The organism is Mesorhizobium sp. Pch-S, assembly GCF_004136315.1.
GTDB lineage: Bacteria > Pseudomonadota > Alphaproteobacteria > Rhizobiales > Rhizobiaceae > Mesorhizobium.
The window spans coordinates 794802-814634 of sequence record NZ_CP029562.1; the positions used below are offsets into that span (position 1 = coordinate 794802).

The following is a 19833-nucleotide window of genomic DNA, read 5'->3' on the forward strand; positions in this document are numbered from 1 at the left end:
CTGATGCCTGACGGGTATTGAACATATGTATTTCTGTCAAGACTAATGTCCATTCATCTCAGCGTCATCCGAGGGTTTGTAGAGGTGACGCAGCGCTTCTACCTTCTCCCCTTGAGGGAGAAGGTGGCTCGGCGCGCAGCGCCGAGTCGGATGAGGGGTGCTGGAAGAGATGAGACGATGAAGAATCATACGCCGGGCATGAAAATAAAGACGTGACGGGGCAAGCAATACTCCGTCCAACACCCCTCATCCGGCCCTTTGGGCCACCTTCTCCCACAAGGGGAGAAGGCAAGTCAGGCGCTGGCCCGCAGCCAATCGGCCAGGGATGGCCGGGGTGCGCCGCCCCTGCCCTCGAAAGCAGGCGAGGCAAGCAGGGAGTTCAGCACCGCTTCCTGGGTTGCCTCGGCGGCGGCCTGGAACAGCAGGTCGATGCGCGACTCACTCAGGACGCGGATCGGAACGAGGCCGCGCTTCTCGTCATGGTCGACCGGATCGGCGGTCGAGAAAGCTATGGCGATGTCGCCGCTGCCATGGCCCCAGAATGCGCCAAGCCTGGCAATGCCGGCGCCAGCGCGGCGCGCGACACGCTTCAGCTGCCGGTGTTCGAGCGGGATGTCGGTGGCCAGCACGATGATCACCGAGCCGCTCTCGGCCTCGCCCGGCCGGCGCGGATCGGGACGGCGGCCATCCGGCAGGACGAGGTCGCCAGCGCGACCGAAATTCGAAAGCACAAGCGCGCCGAGATGGTGATCGCGACCGTCGAGCCTGATGCGGCGTGACGTGGTGCCGATGCCACCCTTGAAGCCGAAGCAGGTCATGCCGGTGCCGGCACCAACGCTGCCCTGCTCGACCGGCCCTTCCCCGGCGACTTCGATGGCGGCCAGCGCATGCTCCTCGCCAACCGCCAGCGCCTGGATGTCGTTGAGCGGACCGTCATTGCATTCGGCGACGAGCGGATTGACGGTGCCGGTGCGGCGACCGATGTCGGGGTTTTGCCGGATCGCCTGCCGGATCAGGGCGGTGGCGCAGGTGCCGACGGAAAGCGTGTTGGTCAGAAGCAACGGTGTCTCGATGGTTCCGAGTTCATCGAGCTGCACCAGCCCGACGGTCTTGCCGAAGCCGTTGATGACTTCGGATGCCGCCCTCACCTTGCTGCGGAAAAGATTGCCGCCATGCGGCAGGATGGCGGTGACCCCGGTGTTGATATCGCCATCGCGCAGCGTGAGATGGCCGACGCGGACGCCGGCGACATCGGTGATGGCGTTCAACGCACCCGCAGGCAACGAGCCGCAGGCCAGACCGAAATCCCTGATGCCGTGGGTCATCACCGTTCCTCGCAAGCTGTTGCCGGGTCAGGCACGGCCTTGCCAGTTGCCAGAACCGGTACGGTTCGCGCAAGTGACAGTCACCTGCATTTTCCGGCCAAATCTCCGGTTGATGTGAAATATATTTCAGTATATGAATTTTATTGACAGTATCGTCGCATGCTGCAATGATCCTGCTGCTGGCTTCGGGAGGAAGTCCGGCTGCAATCAATCCATGAAACGGCGCAAAAGCGCCGCGACGGTTCTTGAGGAATGGCTTCGGCCAAGGGAGGAAACTTGCGCAAATTTCTGAGCACGCTCGCCATGGCGGCAGCGGCGTCGACCTTCATGAGTTCGGCTCCGGCGCTTGCTGAAACCGCCAACCCGTTCAAATGCCAGCCCGGCGAAAAATACGTCATGAACGTCATGGTCTCGGGCGTCGAATACTGGTTCCCGGTCTATGAGATGTTCAAGCAGGCCGGCCAGCAGTTCGGCTGCGAGACCGCCTATACCGGCACGCCGGAATATGACGTGAACAAGCAGATCGCCAGCTTCGACCAGGCGCTCGCCCAGAAGCCGGCCGGCATCCTGGTTCATCCGATGAACTCCGATCCCTTCATCGAGCCGATCAACCGCGCCATCGAGCAGGGCACCGCTGTCGTGACCTTCGCGGCCGACTCGCCGAATTCCAAGCGCGTCTCCTACATCACCTCCGACAACGTCGCCGAAGGCACCTATGCTGCCGACGCCGTCGCGGAATCGATGGGCGGCAAGGGCGAATATGCCGTGCTGGAGAACCCCGGCCAGGACAATCATGACAAGCGCGTCGCGGCTTTCGTCGCCCGCATGGAAGCCAAGTGGCCCGACATGAAGCTCGTCGGCCGCGCCGCTTCCAACCAGGACCCGACCAAGGCCTATCAGGCGGTGCTCAGCCTCGCCCAGGCGCATCCAGACCTCGGCGCCGTCTTCATGCCGGAAGCCAATTCGGCGATCGGCGCTGCCCAGGCAGCCAAGGAAGGCGGCGGCAAGATCAAGGTCATGCTGGCCGACGTCAACGCCAAGATCCTCGACATGATCAAGGCCGGCGAGATCTTCGGTTCGGTCAACCCGAACCAGGGCATGCAGGGCTATATGGGCTTCATGCTGCTCTGGCTGGCCAAGCACCCCGAGCTGATCGACCCGATGAACGACGCCAAGCGCGCCGGCACCAACGCCATGAAGGTGCCGTTCGTCGACAACGGCTTCTCGATCGTGACCAAGGACAACGCCGACGATTTCTACTGGGACAAGTATCTCAAGCGGCGTGGCACCAAGGGCATCGAAGAGTAAGCTTCGGCCCGAACGACAACTGGCCGGAAGGGACAGTCCCTTCCGGCACCTTTTCAGACCCTTTCGCAGGAGCATGGCGTGACCGACGCGCCCGTCCTTCAGATCCGCAACCTTTCCAAGGCGTTCGGCCCGGTCAAGGCGCTGAGCGGCGTCGAGCTCGAGCTGCGGCGCGGCGAGGTGCATGCACTGTGCGGCGAGAACGGCGCCGGCAAGTCGACGCTGATGAACATGATCGGTGGCGTGCTGCAGCCCGACGAAGGCGAAATCCTGATCGATGGCAAGCCGGTCACGATCGCATCGCCGGCAGCAGCTCAGAAACTCGGCATCGCGCTGGTGCACCAGGAGATCGCGCTCTGCCAGGACGCGACAGTGGCCGAAAACATCTGCATGGCGGCGATCAACGCCCGCCGCGCACCGCTGATGAACTATGGCGAAGTCTACGCGCAGGCCGAAAAAGCGATGAACCAGCTCGCGCCCATTCCGGTGCGGACCAGGGTCGCCGACCTTTCCATTTCCAGCCAGCAGCTGGTCGAGATCGCCAAGGCGCTGACCCTCGACTGCAAGGTGCTGATCCTTGACGAGCCGACCGCGGCGCTGACTGAAACAGAGGCGCAACGGCTGTTTTCCATCGTGCGCGACCTGAAGGCGCGCGGCATCTCCGTGATCTATATCAGCCACCGCATGGCCGAGATCTTTTCGCTCTGCGACCGTGTCACCGTTTTCCGCGACGGGCGCTATGTCGCAACAGAGGCCATCGCGGCGACCTCGCCCGACGATGTCGTGCGCAAGATGGTCGGACGCGAAATCACGCAGCTCTATCCCGACAAGCTTGCCGCCGATGCTATGCCCGGCCTGACGCTTCTCTCCGTCAAAGGCCTGTCAGACGGCAGCCGCTTCGCCGATATCGACGTTGACCTGAAGGCCGGCGAGATCCTCGGCATCGGCGGCCTCATCGGCGCCGGCCGCAGCGAGATCGCCCAGACGATCTGCGGCCTGCGGCAGGCCAGTGCCGGCACCGTCGCGCTCGACGGCAAGCCGCTCACCATCCGCAGCTATGCCGACGCCGTGCAGGCCGGCCTTGTCTACCTTTCCGAGGACCGCAAGGGCTCCGGCGTGTTCCTCGACCTCTCGATCGCGGCCAATGTCTCGGCGCTCGACCTCGGCAAGCTCACCGGCCGCTTCGGCCTGCTCGACCGTCGCGCCGAAGCCAACCAGGCGACGAGCCTCGCCAAACGCCTTGGCGTGCGCATGGCCGGCATCGACGCGCCGGTCTCGACGCTTTCCGGCGGCAACCAGCAGAAGGTGGCAATCGCCAAGCAGCTTTCGGTTTCGCCCAAGGTCATCATCATGGACGAGCCGACGCGCGGCATCGACGTCGGCGCCAAGGTCGAGATCCATCGCCTGCTACGCGACCTCGCCAACCAGGGGGTCGGCATCCTCGTCATCTCCTCCGAACTGCCCGAACTCATCGGCCTGTGCGACCGGGTCCTGGTCGTGCGCGAAGGCGCGATCGCCGGCGAACTCGGCGCTGGCGAACTCGACGAGGAAGCCATCATCATGCTGGCCTCCGGCGTACAGCCAGGCGCAGCAAACCAGGGACTAGCAAACCATGTCGCCTAGAGCGGGAGAAACCGTCATGCATGCCGACATCAAGGCCACGGGCCCGAGCCGTTCCAGCTTAGCCCGGCTTGCCTCGATGCGCGAAGCCGGCCTGATCGTGATCATCCTGGCGCTGTGCATCGCCATGAGCTTCGCCTCGCCGCACTTCCTGACCTGGGGCAACTTCCGCGCCATGCTGATGAGCTTCTCGATCGAGGGCATCGTCGTGGTCGGCATGACCATCCTGCTCATCGTCGGCGGCATCGACCTGTCCGTCGGCTCGGTGGTCTGCTTCTCCATGGTGGTTTCCGGGGCACTGTTCCTGATGGGACTGGACCCGTGGACCGCCAGCCTGATCGGCATCGCCGTCAGTGCACTGATCGGCGCTGTGATGGGTTTCTTCGTCACCGTGGTCGGGCTGAACCATTTCATCACCTCGCTGGCCGCGATGGTGATCGTGCGCGGGCTTTGCCTGGTCATCACCAAGGGCACGCCGCTGTCGCTGTTCACGCTGCCGCCGGAGTTCAAGGCGATCGGCCAGGGCAGCTTCCAGGGCATCCCTTACGTCATCATCATCTTCGTGGTCGTGGTGGCGATCTTCGACTTCCTGCTGCGGCGCGCCACCGCGTTCCGCAAAGTGTTCTACACCGGCTCCAACGAGAAGGCGGCGCAGTTCTCCGGCATCAAGACCAACCAGGTGAAGTTCTGGGTGACGGTGCTGTGCGCAACGCTCTCAGGCGTCGCCGGCGTCATCTACATGGCGCGCTTCGGTGCCGCGACGCCGACCTTCGGCGCGGGCATGGAGCTCAACATCATCGCGGCGGCGGTCATCGGCGGCGCTTCGCTCAAAGGTGGCTCGGGCACGATCTTCGGCGCCATACTCGGCATCGCGCTGCTATCGGTGGTGACCAGCTCGCTCATCCTGCTCGACATCTCGGTCTACTGGCAGGATATGATCAAGGGCTGCATCCTTCTGGCGGCGGTCTCCGCCGACCACTTCCTGCACGCCAAGAAGTCGTAAGGGGCGACGAAGCAATCATGGCCCCTCCCAGCACACGCGACGACATCTCGACCGTGCGCCAGATGCACCAGGCGCTCGTCCTCCACTACATGGAGAGCAAGACCCAGGCCGAGATCGCCAAGGAACTCGGCATCTCGCATGCGACGGTGAACCGCCTGATCAAGCGCGGCCATCAGCTCGGCCTCGTCGAGATCAAGATCAAGTCGCCGATCGACCATCTGGTCGACCTCGAAACAAGGCTGGTGGGGCTTGGCGGCATCGAACGCGCGGTGGTGGTGCCGACGGTCTCGGAAAACCCGCAGACGGCGTTGCAGCGCGTCGGCGAAGCGGCGGCCAGTCTGCTGCTTGAAACGATCAAGGACGGCGACACCATCTCGATCACCGGCGGCAAGGGTGTCAGCGCGCTGGTCGCCGGCCTCAAGCCCGGCCGCAGCTACGATGTCGAGGTGATCCCGGCGACCGGACTGGTGCAGGGCAAGCACTACACCGACGTCAACCACGTTGCCTCGCTGATGGCCGACAAGCTCGGCGGCCGCGCCTACCAGATCCATGCACCGCTGTTCGCCGATACGCCGGAACAGCGCGAGATGCTGATGGGCGTGCGCGCCGTCGCAGATGTGTTCCGTCGGGCGCGCGAAGCCACCATCGCCGTGGTCGGCGTCGGCTCGATCCTGACCGACGATTCCTCCTATTACGACCTGCACCCCTCCTCCAGCGCCGACCGCCAGGCCATCGAGCGTTCCGGCGCCTCGGGCGAACTGCTGGCGCATCTGATCGACAGAGACGGCAGGCTCAGCGACTACACGCTGAACCGTTCGCTGGTTTCGCTGACGCTGGACGAATTCGCCACCATCCCGCGCTCGATCGGCATCGCCAGCGGGCCGAGCAAGGTCGCGCCGATCCTGTCCGCGATGCGCGGCAACCATCTCGACATCATCGTCACCGACGAGGCCACCGGCCTCGGCATCCTCGACCTCGCCGAAAGAGAAGCAGCATGAGTTCCAGACAGATCCAGCGCGCCATCGGCGCATCCGGCATCCAGGCCTCCGCCGTCGGTCTCGGAACCTGGGCGATCGGCGGCTGGATGTGGGGCGGCACCGACGAGCAGGCTTCCATCAAGGCCATCGAAGCTTCGATCGATGCCGGCGTCAGCCTGATCGACACGGCGCCGGCCTATGGCCTCGGCCGCAGCGAGGAGATCGTCGGCAAGGCGATCAAAGGCAAGCGCGACAAGGTCGTCATCGCCACGAAATGCGGCCTGAACTGGCATTTCGGCAAGGGCAACCACTTCTTCGACCAGGACGGCAAGCCGGTGCACCGCTATCTCGGCGCCGACGGCATCGCCTATGAGGTGGAGCAGAGCCTGCGCCGGCTCGGCACCGACCATATCGACCTCTACATCACGCATTGGCAGGATCCGACGACACCGATCGAAGAGACGGTTGCCGCGTTGGAGAAGCTGAAGGCTGCCGGCAAGATCCGCGCGATCGGCGCCAGCAACGTCAACGCCGAAGAGCTCAGGCAATACGTCGCCGCGGGGCAGCTCGATGCCATCCAAGAACGCTATTCGATGATCGACCGCGAGATCGAAGGCACGCTGCTGCCGATCACGCAGAAAAACGACGTTGCGACGCTCAGCTATTCTTCGCTGGCGCTCGGCCTGCTCACCGGCTCGATCGATCCCGGCCGGGCCTTCTCGGGCGACGACCAGCGCAAGGACAATCCGCGCTTCTCGGCATCGAACCGGCAGAAGGTTGCGGCGCTGAAGCAGGCGATCCAGCCGATTTTGGATCAGCACAAGGCTTCGATGGCGCAGATCGTCATCGCCTGGACGCTGGCGCAGCCCGGCATCACCTTCGCGCTGTGCGGCGCCCGGAATCCCGAACAGGCCCTCGACAATGCACGCGCCGGAGAAGTCAGGCTCAATTCAGCGGAACTGGCCGCCATCGACAAAGCGATAGCCTCGCATCTGACCCAGTTGGATGCCTGATTAAGCGAGACATTCTGCCATGAAGCGCAATGAAACACTCGCCGCGCTGCGAGAGCGGCCGGATATTGCCGTGCTGGTGATCGGCGGCGGCATCAACGGCATCAGCGTCTTCCGCGAGCTGGCCTTGCAGCGCGTCGACGTGCTGCTGGCCGAAAAGGGCGACTATTGCGGCGGCGCCAGCGCGGCGCTGTCGCGCATGGTGCATGGCGGTCTGCGCTATCTGGAAAACGGCGAATTCAAGCTGGTGAAGGAATCGCTGCTCGAGCGTGACCGGCTGCTGCGCAATGCTCCGCACTATGTCGCGCCGCTGCCAACCACCGTGCCGATCTTCGACATCTTCTCCGGCATCGCCAACGGCGCGGTGCGTTTCCTCGGCCTGACCCGGCGCCCGAGCCGGCGTGGCGCACTCGTCATCAAGGCGGGACTGACGCTCTACGACGTCTTCACCGCGTCGCGCCGGCTGATGCCGGTGCACAGTTTCCGCGGCGCCCGGAAAACGCTGGCGACGTGGCCAGCAATCAATCCGGCGACGCGCAGCTCCGCGACCTACTACGACGCCTGGGTGAGCCGGCCGGAACGGCTGGGCCTCGAAATGCTGCACGATGCGATGGCGGCCTCGCCCACGGCGCATGCACTCAACTATGCACAGGTCGGTTCCGATGCGGACGGCCTTACGCTGACCGACACCATCTCCGGTGAGACGCTGCCGGTGCGCCCCCGCCTGATCATCAATGCCACCGGCGGCTGGATCGACCTCACCAACAGGTCGATCGGCGTGTCTGCGCCGACCATGATGGGCGGCACCAAGGGGTCGCACATCATCGTCGACAGCCAGGAGCTCCACGACGCGCTCGCCGGCCAGATGATCTACTATGAGAACGAGGACGGGCGCATCTGCATCCTGTTCCCCTATCTCGGCAAGGTGCTGATCGGCTCGACCGACATCCGCGTCGACGACCCCGACCAGGTGCGGTGCGAGGATGACGAGCTGGCCTATATCCTGCAGTCGCTGGCCTTCGTCTTTCCGTCGATCAGAATAGCCGAAGAAGAGATCGTCTTTCGCTTTTCGGGGGTACGGCCACTGCCGGCCAGCGAGGACAGTTTCACCGGCCGCATCCCGCGTGACCATTTCTGTGAATTCGTCGAACCGATCGGCGCGTTGCCGGCAACGCTGTGCATGATCGGCGGCAAATGGACCACCTTCCGTTCCTTCGGCGCGCTGGCCGCCGACATGGCCCTGGAGCGCCTCGGCCTGACGCGTGAAATCGGAACCGAAGAGCTGGCCATCGGCGGCGGGCGGGATTTCCCGGCGGATACCGCGACCTGGTGCGCGGCCCTGGCCTCCGAATACAAGATCAGCAAGGCGCGCGCACAGACGCTGCTCGAACGCTACGGCAGTTCAGCCCGGACCGTCGCCGACGAGATCTCGAAGACGACAGACACCATGCTGCCGGGCTACGGCTACAGCCATAATGAAATCCGGCTGATCGTGGAGCGCGAGCAGGTCGAGACGCTGGCCGACATCTTCCTGCGCCGCACCACCATCGCCATCACCGGCGGCCTCACGACCGAGCTTGTCGACGCGGTGCTCGATATCCTTGCCACCCACAAAGCGTGGAACGCCAAGCAGGCGGCGCAGGAGCATGCCGCGTTTGTTGCCTTGCTCAAACATCAGCACGGCGTCGACCTCTCCAATCCCTCCGAGACAGACAACAAAAGGAGCGCGATATGCGCGTGAACAAAAAAGTCCGCATGAACAGGCTGTTCGGCAACGGCCGTTGCCTCGACGTCGCCATCGACCATGGCGTGTGCAACGAGCCGAGCTTCCTGGTCGGGCTGGAGGACATGGCCGGCGTGGTGGACAGACTGGTCAAGGCCGGCCCCGATGCCATCCAGATGAATTACGGCCAGTCCGACCTGCTGCAGGATGTTCCAGGCAAGGACAAACCGGCACTGGTCATGCGGATCGACATGGGCAACCCCTATAACCGGATCCGCCATCGGGCGATGTGGGCCGTGCTGCAGAACGAGGCCGAGCCACTGATCGGCGCCATCGAAATGGATGCAGCCTGCGCGGTCGTGAACCTGTTCATGCTGCCCGACGAGCCCGACCTGTTCAAGCAATGCGTGCAGAACATCTCCCGCGTGCGCGCCGACTGCGAAAAATACGGCATGCCGCTGATGATCGAGCCGCTGGCCATGCTGCCGGTGGAACAGGGCGGCTACATGGTGGATGGCGATGCCGAGAAGATCGTGACGCTGACCCGCCTGGCGCGCGAGATGGGCGCTGACGTGGTGAAGGCCGATCCCACCACCCGGGCGGAAGACTTCCATCGTGTCGTCGAGGCGGCACGGTGCCCGGTTCTGGTGCGTGGCGGCGGCAAGGAGGATCTGCGCGCGGTGTTCGACAAATCGGCGGCGCTGATGGCGCAGGGTGCGCTCGGCATGGTCTACGGCCGCAACATCTACCAGCACGCCAATCCGAGCGCCGTCGTGCGCGGCCTGATGGCGATCATCCATGACAACGCGGATGGCGCCACGGCCTGGGACCTGTACAACCAGGCGTGATGCCTTCCCTTCTCCCCTCGCGGGAGAAGGGAACACCTCGGGAGGAGCCGATGGCTAGCTACATTTTGGGCCTTGATGCCGGCAACACCGTCATCAAGGCCATCATCTTCGACACGGATGGCCGGGAGCTGGCGGTTGCCGCGCTCGACGGCCGCTCATCGATGCCGAAGCCCGGCCATGTCGAACGCGATCTCAATGAACTCTGGGCCAATGCCGTCACAGTGGTCCGCCGCTGCATCGAGCAGGCCGGCATCGATGCAGGCGACATCGTCACGATCGGCTGCGCCGGGCACGGCAACGGCCTCTACGCTCTGGACCGTGACGGTGCGCCGCTGATCGGCATCCAGTCGCTCGATACACGCGGGGTCGGCATCGTCGCCGAATGGGCAAAAGACAATGTCGGCGACCGCACTTACCCCTACTGCCTGCAGCGACCCTGGGCGGCGCAGACGCCGACACTGCTTGCCTGGATCAAGCGTTTCGCACCCGAGCTGTTCCAACGCATCGGCACCGTGTTCCTGTGCAAGGATTTCGTCGTCAACCGGCTGACCGGCGCGCGCTCGAGCGATACAACCGACATGTCCGGCTGCGGCCTGCTCAGCATGCCGGCGCGCCGCTACGAGCACGGCCTGCTCGCCGCCTACGGTCTCGACGATTGCATGGAGCTGTTGCCACCGGCACTGGAGTCCGCGGAGATCGCCGGCCATGTCACGGCACAGGTGGCAGCGTTGACAGGGCTGAAAGCCGGAACGCCGGTGATCGCCGGCCTGTTCGACGTGGTGGCTAGCGCCATCGGCTCGGGCGTGACCCGCACGGGCGCCGCCTCGATCATTGCCGGCACCTGGAGCATCAACCAGGTCATCACCGACGAGCCGATCCGCGACCCGTCGATCTTCATGCTGTCGACCTTCGACCCGCAGCGTTACCTGGCGATCGAATCCAGCGCCACTTCGGCGGCCAACCTCGAATGGATCGCGCGCGAATTCCTCGAACACGAAGCCGGCGACGGAAGATCGCCGTTCGAACACGCCAGTGAGCTGGTCGCTTCCGTCGATCCGGCCGGCGACGTACCGATCTACCACCCCTTCCTCTACGGTTCGCAGCAGAACGGGCGCGCGCGCGCCGGCTTCTACGGCATCGCCGGCTGGCACAGCCGCGCGCACATGCTGAGGGCGTTGTTCGAGGGGGTTGCCTTCGAACACAAGCGCCATGTCGAGACACTCTACCGCGCCGGCGCGCATTTCGACGAGGCGGTGCTGTCCGGAGGCGGCTCGCGCAGCGGGGTCTGGGCGCAGATCTTCGCCGATGTGCTCGGCGTGCCCGTCACCGTAGCGCGGAGCCGCGAGACCGGTGCGCTGGGCGCGGCGATCGCCGCCGGCACCGGCGTCGGTATCTTCACCGACGTCGCGGCCGGCGCCGCAGCGATGACCTCGGCTGCGCGGCATTATACGCCCAATGGCTCGATTGCCCCTGCCTATGCCGCGCGCTACCAACTCTATGGCGAGATCAACCAGGCGATGAACCCGATGTGGGAACGCATCGCCAAGATGCAGGCGCAGCCGTGACCGAACCCGCTTCCTTCGGCGAATTCGACTTCGTGATCGTTGGCGCGGGTTCCGCCGGCTGTGTGCTGGCGAACCGCCTGTCGGCCGACCCGCGCAACAGGGTGCTTCTGCTCGAAGCCGGTGGCAGCGACCGTTACCACTGGGTCGATATTCCGATCGGCTATCTCTACTGCATGGGCAATCCGCGCACCGACTGGCTGATGAAGACCGAGCCGGACGCCGGGCTCAACGGACGCAGCCTCAACTATCCGCGCGGCAAGGTGCTCGGCGGCTGCTCGTCCATCAACGGCATGATCTACATGCGCGGCCAGGCCGCCGACTATGATGGCTGGCGCCAGGCCGGCAATGGCGGCTGGGGCTGGGACGACGTCCTGCCCTATTTCCGCAAGTCCGAGGATTATCACGGCGGCAACAGCGCCATGCACGGCGCCGGTGGCGAATGGCGGGTGGAGAAGCAGCGCCTGTCCTGGCCGATCCTCGATGCCTTCCGCGATGCCGCCGAGGAGCTCGGCATTCCGCGTACCGAAGACTTCAATAGCGGCACCAATGAAGGCTCCGGCTATTTCGAGGTCAACCAGAAGAAGGGCGTGCGCTGGAACACCTCCAAGGCGTTCCTGCGCGGCATCGTCGACCGCCCCAACCTGCGTGTGCTGACTGGTGCCGAGACCGAACGGCTCGTCTTCGATGGGCGCCGCGTCACCGGCGTGATCTTCAGCCATGAAGGCAAATCGCAGTTCGCCAAGGCCGGCGAAACGATCCTGGCCGCAGGCGCCATCAACTCGCCGAAGATCCTCGAACTGTCCGGTATCGGCCGGCCGGACCTGCTGTCCGGTCTCGGCATCGAGACGCGGCATGCCTTGCAGGGCGTCGGCGAAAACCTGCAGGATCATCTGCAGATCCGCACCGTGTTCAAGGTGAAGAACGCCGATACGCTGAACCAGCGCTACCACAATCTCGTGCGCCGCGCGGCGATGGGTGCGGAATACGCGTTGTGGCGCAGCGGCCCGCTGTCGATGGCGCCGAGCCAGCTTGGCATCTTCGCCCGCTCCGATGCCAGGCTCGCAACGCCGGATCTCGAATACCACGTGCAGCCGCTCAGCACCGACCGGCTGGGCGAGCCGCTGCATCGTTTCCCGGCAGTGACCGTTTCGGTCTGCAACCTGCGGCCCGAAAGCCGTGGCAGCGTGCATATGGAAAGCGCGGATGCGAAAGCGGCGGCGAAAATCCGGCCGAACTATCTTTCGACCGAAGGCGACCGATATGTCGCGGTCGCCTCGATCGAACACGCGCGCCGGCTGATGAAGGCCAAGGCGATCGCGCGGTTCGTGCCGGAGGAGATGCTGCCTGGGCCGCAGATCACCGACCGGGACGATCTGGTGCGCAAGGTGGGCGACATCGCCACCACGATCTTCCACCCCGTCGGCACCTGCAAGATGGGTTCGGACGACATGGCCGTGGTCGATGAGCGGCTGCGCGTCCACGGCCTCGGCAGCCTGCGCGTCGTCGATGCCTCGATCATGCCGACGATCGTCTCCGGCAACACCAATTCGCCCGTCATCATGATCGCCGAGAAGGCATCGGAGATGATCCTGCAGGATCGGTAGACAAGTCCCCGCACTCTCTTAAAGTGGCATGCGACTGGAGCGTTTCCGTTTTTCACGGAAACGCGGAAACGCTCTAAGTTTTGTTTTAGTCGCTGGAGCGCTGCGCGTCCCCGGACGCGCAAAGGGCGCTCTGGCACTTTGATTTTGCGCATGACGGGTGGCGCAAGCTACCCAGGGTGGCGCATGCCACCCTGCCTTTCCGAAAATCGATGCCGATTTCGGAAAGGATCATGCGACAAAGCCGGACAGGTGGGCACGCATGCTGACGAAGAACGAAAGCCTGACGGAGCTTGCCCAGCAACGCGCCGTCGGACACGGCGCCATCCAGGTGGAGTGGCGGCATGGGCGATCACGCATCGCCCGCCTGTTCCAGGAGGGCTGCGCCAAGATCCGCATGCCGCGTGTGACACGCGACCCGTTCGAAGCCATCCTCATCAACACCGCTGGCGGACTGACCGGCGGCGATCGCCTGGACTGGACCGTCCGGGCCTGCGAAGGCACGTCGGCGGTTATCACCACCCAGGCCTGCGAGCGCATCTACAGGTCGCCTGAAAGTGCAGCCGTCGTCGAAACGCGGCTGACCGCTGAAAAAGGCACGCATCTTGCTTGGCTTCCACAAGAGACGATCCTGTTCGACCGTTCGGCCCTGTCACGGCGGCTGGACGTCGACATGGACGGCAGCGCCACGGTGCTTCTGGTGGAGGCGGTGGTGTTTGGAAGGCAGGCGATGGGAGAGATCGTGACGGAAGCACGTTTCCATGACCGCTGGCGGGTCCGTGTCGATGGACAACCGATCCACGCCGAGGATTTCCGGCTTGGTCCTGATCTCGGCACGCAACTGGCTCGCGCGGCCATGGCAGCCGGCCAGCGCGCGCTGGCGACCGTGTTGCTGGTCGGTCCCCAAGCCGAGCGTCATCTGGAAGCGGCGCGTGCGATCGTCGGCGACGATGGCGCAGTCAGCACCTGGCAGGTCGGCGGCGTCGACAAGCTGCTGGCGAGGCTCCATGCGCCGGACAGCTACAGCCTGCGCAAGCGACTGGCACCCCTGCTGCGCTTACTGAATGGGCAGTCGCTGCCTAAAGTTTGGTCGATCTAGAACAACGAACGGTCCGGTTGAATCATGAATCTGACACCTCGGGAGAAGGACAAGCTCTTGGTCGCCATGGCGGCGATGGTTGCGCGCCGACGGCTGGAACGGGGCGTCAAGCTCAACCATCCGGAGGCGATCGCGCTGATCTCCGACTTCCTTGTCGAAGGCGCGCGCGACGGACGTTCCGTCGCCGACCTCATGGAGGCCGGCGCGCATGTCATCTCCCGCGCCCAGGTGATGGAGGGCGTGGCGGAGATGATCCACAACGTGCAGGTCGAGGCGACATTCCCGGACGGCACCAAGCTGGTGACCGTGCACGAACCGATCCGTTGAAAACGGGCAGAAGCCAAGAGGAGAGACGACGGTGATGAAGAAGACGACCCTGTTGACCACGATCGCGCTCAGCCTGGCGGCAAGCCCGGCTTTCGCCCATCTCAACCCTGCCGAACATGGTTCCTTTGCCGCCGGCTTCAGCCATCCCCTGTCCGGTCTGGACCACATCCTCGCCATGGTGGCGGTGGGCCTGTGGGCGGCGATGCTTGGCGGGCGGGCACTGTTCGTGGTACCGGCAGCCTTCGTCGGCGTCATGCTGCTGGGCTTTGTCGCCGGTCTCTACGGCATGCCGCTGCCATTCGTGGAGCCGATGATCCTCGCATCGGTGGTGGTGCTGGGCCTGCTCGTTGCGCTGGCGCTGCGGGTGCCGGCGGCAGCCGGCGCGATCATCGTTGGATTCTTCGCCTTCTTCCACGGCCATGCGCATGGTGCCGAGATCGGCGCCGCGGCATTCGCCTCCTATGCCGCCGGGTTCGCGATCTCGACTGCCCTGCTCCATGGCGCCGGCATCCTGGTCGGCCTCGGCCTTGGTCGCCTGGGCGCGCGCGACAAGGCGCTTGTGGCAATGCGCATCGCCGGGGGTGCGACAGCGCTCGCCGGCATCGCGCTTGCGATCACCGGGTGAGGCCGCGATGATCCCGGGAGAAATCATAACGCCCGACATCGATATCGAGCTGAACCAGGCTGCCGAGGCCCTTATCCTCAAGGTCGCCAATACAGGCGACCGGCCGATCCAGGTCGGCAGCCACTATCACTTCTTCGAGGTCAACGCGGCTTTGCGCTTCGACCGTGAAAAGACGCGGGGGCTGCGGCTGGACATTGCTGCCGGTACGGCCGTGCGGTTCGAACCGGGGCAGGAACGCGACGTATCGCTGGTTCCGTTCGGCGGCGAACGCGTCATCTACGGCTTTCGCCAGATGGTGATGGGAAAGCTCTAAGTTTGCGGCCGGTTCGCCGGCCTCCGCAACAGACATCCCCAGACGGAGACGTTCGATGCCAGCAAGGATAAGCCGCGCCACCTATGCGCAGATGTACGGGCCGACGACCGGCGACAGGGTGCGGCTGGCCGACACCGAACTCTTCATCGAGGTGGAGCGGGATTTCACGACCTATGGCGAGGAGGTGAAATTCGGCGGCGGCAAGGTGATCCGCGACGGCATGGGACAAAGCCAGGTCTCGCGTGCCGAGGGCGCCATGGACACGGTGATCACCAACGCGCTGATCGTCGATCATACCGGCATCTACAAAGCCGATGTCGGGCTGCTGGACGGGCGTATCGCCGCGATCGGCAAGGCCGGCAATCCCGATACCCAGCCCGGCGTCACCATCGTCATCGGACCGGGCACGGAAATCATCGCCGGCGAAGGGCGGATCCTGACCGCCGGCGCCATCGACAGCCACATCCATTTCATCTCGCCGCAGCAGATGGAAGAGGCCCTGACTTCGGGCGTCACCTGCATGATCGGCGGCGGTACCGGACCGGCGCATGGAACGCTTGCCACCACCTGCACCCCAGGCCCTTGGCACCTCGCGCGCATGATCCAGGCTTTCGACGGCATGCCGATGAATCTCGGCCTGTTCGGCAAGGGCAATGCCTCGCTGCCCGGCGCGCTCGAGGAGATGGTGCTCGCCGGCGCCTGTGGCCTGAAGCTGCATGAGGACTGGGGCACCACGCCCGCGGCCATCGACAATTGCCTTGCCGTCGCCGATCGCTTCGACGTGCAGGTCGGCATCCACACCGACACGCTGAACGAGAGCGGCTTCGTCGAGGACACGATCGCGGCCTTCAAGGGCCGGACGATCCACTCCTTTCATACCGAAGGCGCCGGCGGCGGCCACGCGCCCGACATCATCCGCGTCTGCCAGTATCCCAATGTCCTGCCGGCTTCGACCAGCCCCACGCGCCCCTATACGATCAATACCGTGGCCGAACACCTCGATATGCTGATGGTCTGCCATCACCTGTCGCCGTCGATCCCGGAGGACATCGCCTTCGCCGAAAGCCGCATCCGCAAGGAAACGATCGCGGCCGAGGATATCCTGCACGACATGGGCGCCTTCTCGATCATCTCCTCCGACAGCCAGGCGATGGGACGCGTCGGCGAGATGGTGATCCGCTGCTGGCAGACCGCCGACAAGATGAAGCGTCAGCGCGGATCGCTGGCCGAGGACGATGCCGGCAACGACAATTTCCGCGTCCGCCGCTATGTCGCCAAATACACGATCAATCCGGCCATCTCCCACGGCATTGCGCATGAGGTCGGCTCCATCGAGATCGGCAAGCGCGCGGACCTCGCACTGTGGAGCCCGGCCTTCTTCGGGGTGAAGCCCGACATGGTCCTGCTCGGCGGGATGATCGTGACGGTGCCGATGGGAGACCCGAATGGCTCGATCTCGACGCCGCAACCGGTGCATTACAGGCCGATGTTCGGCGCCTTCGGCAAGGCGCGCAGCGCAAGCTCGGTGACTTTCGTGTCGCAGCCCGCGCTGGCATCAGGCCTGCGCGAGAAGATCGGCGTCGAAAAACAGATGGTGGCGGTCGCCAACACGCGGGGCGGTATCGGCAAGCGCTCGATGGTGCTCAACGACGCGATGCCGGTCATGGAAGTCGACCCCGAGACCTATGAGGTGCGTGCCGACGGCAAATTGCTGACGTGCCCGCCCGCGGAAACCGTGGCGCTGGCACAGCGCTATTTCCTGTTCTGATAGCCAAAGGGAGAGCCCACCATGCGGGCCATCGAGATCATCCGTGCCGGTGAGACGCACCGTCAGCGGCCCCCTGCCGATCATGCCGTGCTGGAGCGCGACGAACGGCATCTGCGCCGCAAACTCATCCTGCTGGCAAGCGGCGAGAAGCTGCTGGCCGACTTCACCGCGCCGGTCGTGCTGGAACATGGCGACAGGCTGCTGACGGAAGACGGCCGCGAGATCGAAATCCGGGCGGCGCGGGAGCCTCTGCTGGAGATCCGCGGGCGCGACGCACTGCATATTGCGGAACTCGCCTGGCACATCGGCAACCGGCACCTCGCCGCACAGATCGAAGGCGACCGCATCGTGATCCTGCGCGACCACGTCATCAAGGCGATGCTCGAGGGGCTGGGGGCAACGGTGCACGAGATCGACGCCATTTTCAGTCCGCTGCGCGGTGCCTATTCCGGCGGGCATCATCACCACCATCACGATGACGACCACCATGATCATCATCACGGCGGGGGCCATGACCACCACCACGACTGATCCCGGCCATGCGCTGCCGAGGCTGCTGGCCTGGCTCTCGCCGGTCTTCCCGGTCGGCTCCTACAGCTACAGCCATGGCCTCGAACAGGCGGTGCATGACGGGCTGGTCGTCGACACCGGCAGCCTGGAAACCTGGCTGGGCGATCTCGTCGAATGCGGATCGGCCTGGAACGACGCCTTGCTGCTCGCGGAAAGCTGGCGACTGGCGCGCGAGAGCAACGATCTCGCCGGCGTCGCGGCGCTGGCGGAGGCCCTGGCCGGCGGCCGCGAGCGCCATCTGGAAAGCCTCTCTCAGGGTTCGGCCTTCCTTGAGGCCGCGCAAAGCTGGCCCTGCGCCGTCCTGCAGCGCTTGCCGCGTCCCTGCGCCTACGCTGTCGCCGTCGGCGCCGTCGCGGCCGCCCATGACATCGCGCTGACCAGCACGCTCACCGCATTCCTGCAGGCCTTCACGCTCAACCAGCTGCAGGCTTCGATCCGGCTCTCGGTGACCGGCCAGAGCGGCGTTACGGCATTGATGGCCAGGCTGGAACCCGTTGTCCTCGATACTGCGCGACGCGCGGCGCACGCGACCCTTGACGATCTCGGCTCGGCGACGTTCCTTGGCGAGGTCATGGCCATCAGACATGAAACCCTGCATTCGAGGCTTTTTCGCTCATGACACAGAAAAACGGCCCCCTGCGTGTCGGCATCGGCGGACCTGTCGGTTCCGGCAAGACGACGCTGACCGAGAAGCTCTGCAAGGCACTGCGCGACCGCTATTCGATCGCTGTGGTGACCAACGACATCTACACGCGGGAAGACGCCTTGATCCTGGCGCGACACCAGGCATTGCCGGAAGACCGTATCATGGGCGTGGAAACCGGCGGCTGTCCGCACACTGCGATCCGCGAGGACGCGTCGATCAACCTGCAGGCGATCGCCGAGATGAACCGGCGTTTTCCCGATCTCGACATCGTCTTCATCGAATCGGGCGGCGACAATCTAGCCGCCACCTTCTCGCCCGACCTGGCCGACCTGACGCTCTACGTCATCTCGGTCTGCCAGGGTGAGGAAATCCCGCGCAAGGGCGGTCCGGGCATCACCCGCTCCGATTTCCTGGTGATCAACAAGAGCGATCTCGCGCCCTACGTCCATGTCGATCTCGACGTGATGGAAGCCGATGCCGCCAGGATGCGCGGCAAGCGCCCGTTCGTCTTCACCGACCTGCATCGCGGCAAGGGCCTGCAGGAGGTCATCGACTTCATCGTCGAGCATGGTGGCCTCAGCGAAGACGCGACAAGACTTTCCGCCTGAGGCGCAGATCAGGCCACGCGGGCGTCCGGCTTCTCGCCGTTTGCCGCATCCAGCAGGTGCCGGTAGCGCCGCGATCCCCTAATCTCCGTCCCTTCACTGGTCCGGATCCGGACATCCCCGTCACCCAGTGGCACGATCTCGACAATCCTGGCGCGGTTGACGATCCAGGAGCGGTGCACACGCACCGCGTCGACGCCGGCCGCGTGCAGCTGCGCCTCAAGCGCAGAGAGGCTGATACGCACAAGATGCGTGCTGCCCCTGGCATGCACGTCGACATAATTGGCGGCGGCACGTGCCCACTCGACTGCATGCGCATCGAGAAGAATGGTACGGCCACCTGATTTCAGCGTCAGGCGTGCGGGCTCGCCTTGTCTTTCCTGGCGAGAGTGACGGCGATTGAACTCGATGCTGCGCACCAGTGTCAGCATCAGCAGGATCACGGCATAGGTCAGCGCATCCTTGCGATATTCATAGGCAAGGTCGGTCAACGGCTCATCGAAGAAGCCATAGGCCTGTCCCAGAGCGACGGCGAAGACGACCTTGCGCAGCAGAACCATGCCGGCGACATGCAGGGCCGAAAAAACGATGCTGCCGGCAACATGGGCACCAATCGCGCGTGGCAGACCGGGCATGGCGAGCCGGAAGCGCCGCTCCCACAACGCCACCAGCGGCACCAGCACGATGATCACGACCGCACTCGAATATTCCTCGATCCAGGGAATGCGGCCATCCAGGACACGCCCGCTGCGCATGGCGTCGGTGTTCAACGTCGTTGCGTTGACGAAGGCAATGACAGCCAGAAAGGCGGCGGCCAGCAGCAAAACGCGCAGCAGGATGCGGCGATCGAGGTCGATCCGGTCGGCAGGCGGTTGCGTCATGGCAGCGATCATGCCCGACCGG

The 19833-nt window shown here is 64.7% G+C and carries 19 protein-coding genes; 17 read left to right on the forward strand and 2 right to left on the reverse strand.

The annotated features are described in order from the left end of the window. Positions 1-293: 293 nt before the first annotated feature. Positions 294-1325, reverse strand: a complete 1032-nt coding sequence (locus C1M53_RS03735) for a P1 family peptidase (protein WP_129411011.1) — start codon at positions 1323-1325, stop codon at positions 294-296. Between the two features lie 276 nt (positions 1326-1601). Here C1M53_RS03735 and C1M53_RS03740 point away from each other — a divergent pair, with 276 nt between their 5' ends. From C1M53_RS03740 to ureG, 17 genes are all read left to right on the forward strand, one after another. Further along, a complete protein-coding gene (locus tag C1M53_RS03740) occupies positions 1602-2633 on the forward strand; it encodes a substrate-binding domain-containing protein (protein ID WP_129411012.1) in 1032 nt (343 codons plus the stop codon). A gap of 78 nt (positions 2634-2711) precedes the next feature. Next, positions 2712-4253: a sugar ABC transporter ATP-binding protein gene (locus tag C1M53_RS03745; RefSeq protein ID WP_129411013.1), complete on the forward strand. Its 1542-nt coding sequence runs from the start codon at positions 2712-2714 to the stop codon at positions 4251-4253. Between the two features lie 16 nt (positions 4254-4269). Continuing rightward, positions 4270-5253: an ABC transporter permease gene (locus tag C1M53_RS03750; protein ID WP_129411014.1), complete on the forward strand. Its 984-nt coding sequence runs from the start codon at positions 4270-4272 to the stop codon at positions 5251-5253. A gap of 17 nt (positions 5254-5270) precedes the next feature. Continuing rightward, complete coding sequence (locus C1M53_RS03755) at positions 5271-6251, forward strand: sugar-binding transcriptional regulator (protein WP_129411015.1); 981 nt, start codon at positions 5271-5273, stop codon at positions 6249-6251. After that, the gene (locus tag C1M53_RS03760; protein WP_129411016.1) at positions 6248-7243 is read left to right on the forward strand and encodes an aldo/keto reductase; all 996 of its coding nucleotides are present in this window, start codon (positions 6248-6250) and stop codon (positions 7241-7243) included. Before C1M53_RS03755 ends, C1M53_RS03760 begins: the two co-directional genes overlap by 4 nt. A gap of 19 nt (positions 7244-7262) precedes the next feature. Continuing rightward, positions 7263-8981: a glycerol-3-phosphate dehydrogenase/oxidase gene (locus tag C1M53_RS03765; RefSeq protein WP_129411017.1), complete on the forward strand. Its 1719-nt coding sequence runs from the start codon at positions 7263-7265 to the stop codon at positions 8979-8981. Continuing rightward, a complete protein-coding gene (locus tag C1M53_RS03770) occupies positions 8972-9811 on the forward strand; it encodes a class I fructose-bisphosphate aldolase (protein WP_129411018.1) in 840 nt (279 codons plus the stop codon). The genes C1M53_RS03765 and C1M53_RS03770 overlap by 10 nt, the downstream gene beginning before the upstream one ends. A 50-nt stretch (positions 9812-9861) precedes the next feature. Then, the gene (locus C1M53_RS03775) at positions 9862-11376 is read left to right on the forward strand and encodes an FGGY-family carbohydrate kinase (RefSeq protein ID WP_129411019.1); all 1515 of its coding nucleotides are present in this window, start codon (positions 9862-9864) and stop codon (positions 11374-11376) included. Then, positions 11373-12980 (forward strand): GMC family oxidoreductase, encoded by a 1608-nt coding sequence (locus tag C1M53_RS03780; protein ID WP_129411020.1) that lies wholly within the window; start codon positions 11373-11375, stop codon positions 12978-12980. Before C1M53_RS03775 ends, C1M53_RS03780 begins: the two co-directional genes overlap by 4 nt. Before the next feature lie 259 nt (positions 12981-13239). After that, a complete protein-coding gene (locus tag C1M53_RS03785; RefSeq protein WP_129411021.1) occupies positions 13240-14076 on the forward strand; it encodes an urease accessory protein UreD in 837 nt (278 codons plus the stop codon). A gap of 24 nt (positions 14077-14100) precedes the next feature. Beyond that, complete coding sequence (locus C1M53_RS03790; RefSeq protein ID WP_054313566.1) at positions 14101-14403, forward strand: urease subunit gamma; 303 nt, start codon at positions 14101-14103, stop codon at positions 14401-14403. A 34-nt stretch (positions 14404-14437) separates the two neighbouring features. Further along, positions 14438-15028 (forward strand): HupE/UreJ family protein, encoded by a 591-nt coding sequence (locus C1M53_RS03795; RefSeq protein ID WP_129411022.1) that lies wholly within the window; start codon positions 14438-14440, stop codon positions 15026-15028. Between the two features lie 7 nt (positions 15029-15035). Beyond that, positions 15036-15341 (forward strand): urease subunit beta, encoded by a 306-nt coding sequence (locus tag C1M53_RS03800; protein WP_129411023.1) that lies wholly within the window; start codon positions 15036-15038, stop codon positions 15339-15341. 55 nt (positions 15342-15396) lie between these two features. Next, positions 15397-17109 carry an urease subunit alpha gene (gene ureC, locus C1M53_RS03805; RefSeq protein WP_129411024.1) on the forward strand — a complete coding sequence of 571 codons (1713 nt, stop codon included), beginning with the start codon at positions 15397-15399 and terminating at the stop codon, positions 17107-17109. A gap of 21 nt (positions 17110-17130) precedes the next feature. Continuing rightward, complete coding sequence (ureE, locus tag C1M53_RS03810; protein ID WP_129411025.1) at positions 17131-17640, forward strand: urease accessory protein UreE; 510 nt, start codon at positions 17131-17133, stop codon at positions 17638-17640. After that, on the forward strand, positions 17585-18298 hold the full coding sequence (locus tag C1M53_RS03815; RefSeq protein ID WP_129411026.1) for an urease accessory protein UreF: 714 nt from the start codon (positions 17585-17587) through the stop codon (positions 18296-18298). The genes ureE and C1M53_RS03815 overlap by 56 nt, the downstream gene beginning before the upstream one ends. Next, complete coding sequence (gene ureG / locus C1M53_RS03820; protein WP_129411027.1) at positions 18295-18933, forward strand: urease accessory protein UreG; 639 nt, start codon at positions 18295-18297, stop codon at positions 18931-18933. The genes C1M53_RS03815 and ureG overlap by 4 nt, the downstream gene beginning before the upstream one ends. 8 nt (positions 18934-18941) lie before the next feature. Here the strand turns inward: ureG and C1M53_RS03825 are convergent, their stop codons facing one another. Then, on the reverse strand, positions 18942-19811 hold the full coding sequence (locus C1M53_RS03825; RefSeq protein WP_165358031.1) for a LytTR family DNA-binding domain-containing protein: 870 nt from the start codon (positions 19809-19811) through the stop codon (positions 18942-18944). Between the last annotated feature and the right edge of the window lie 22 nt (positions 19812-19833).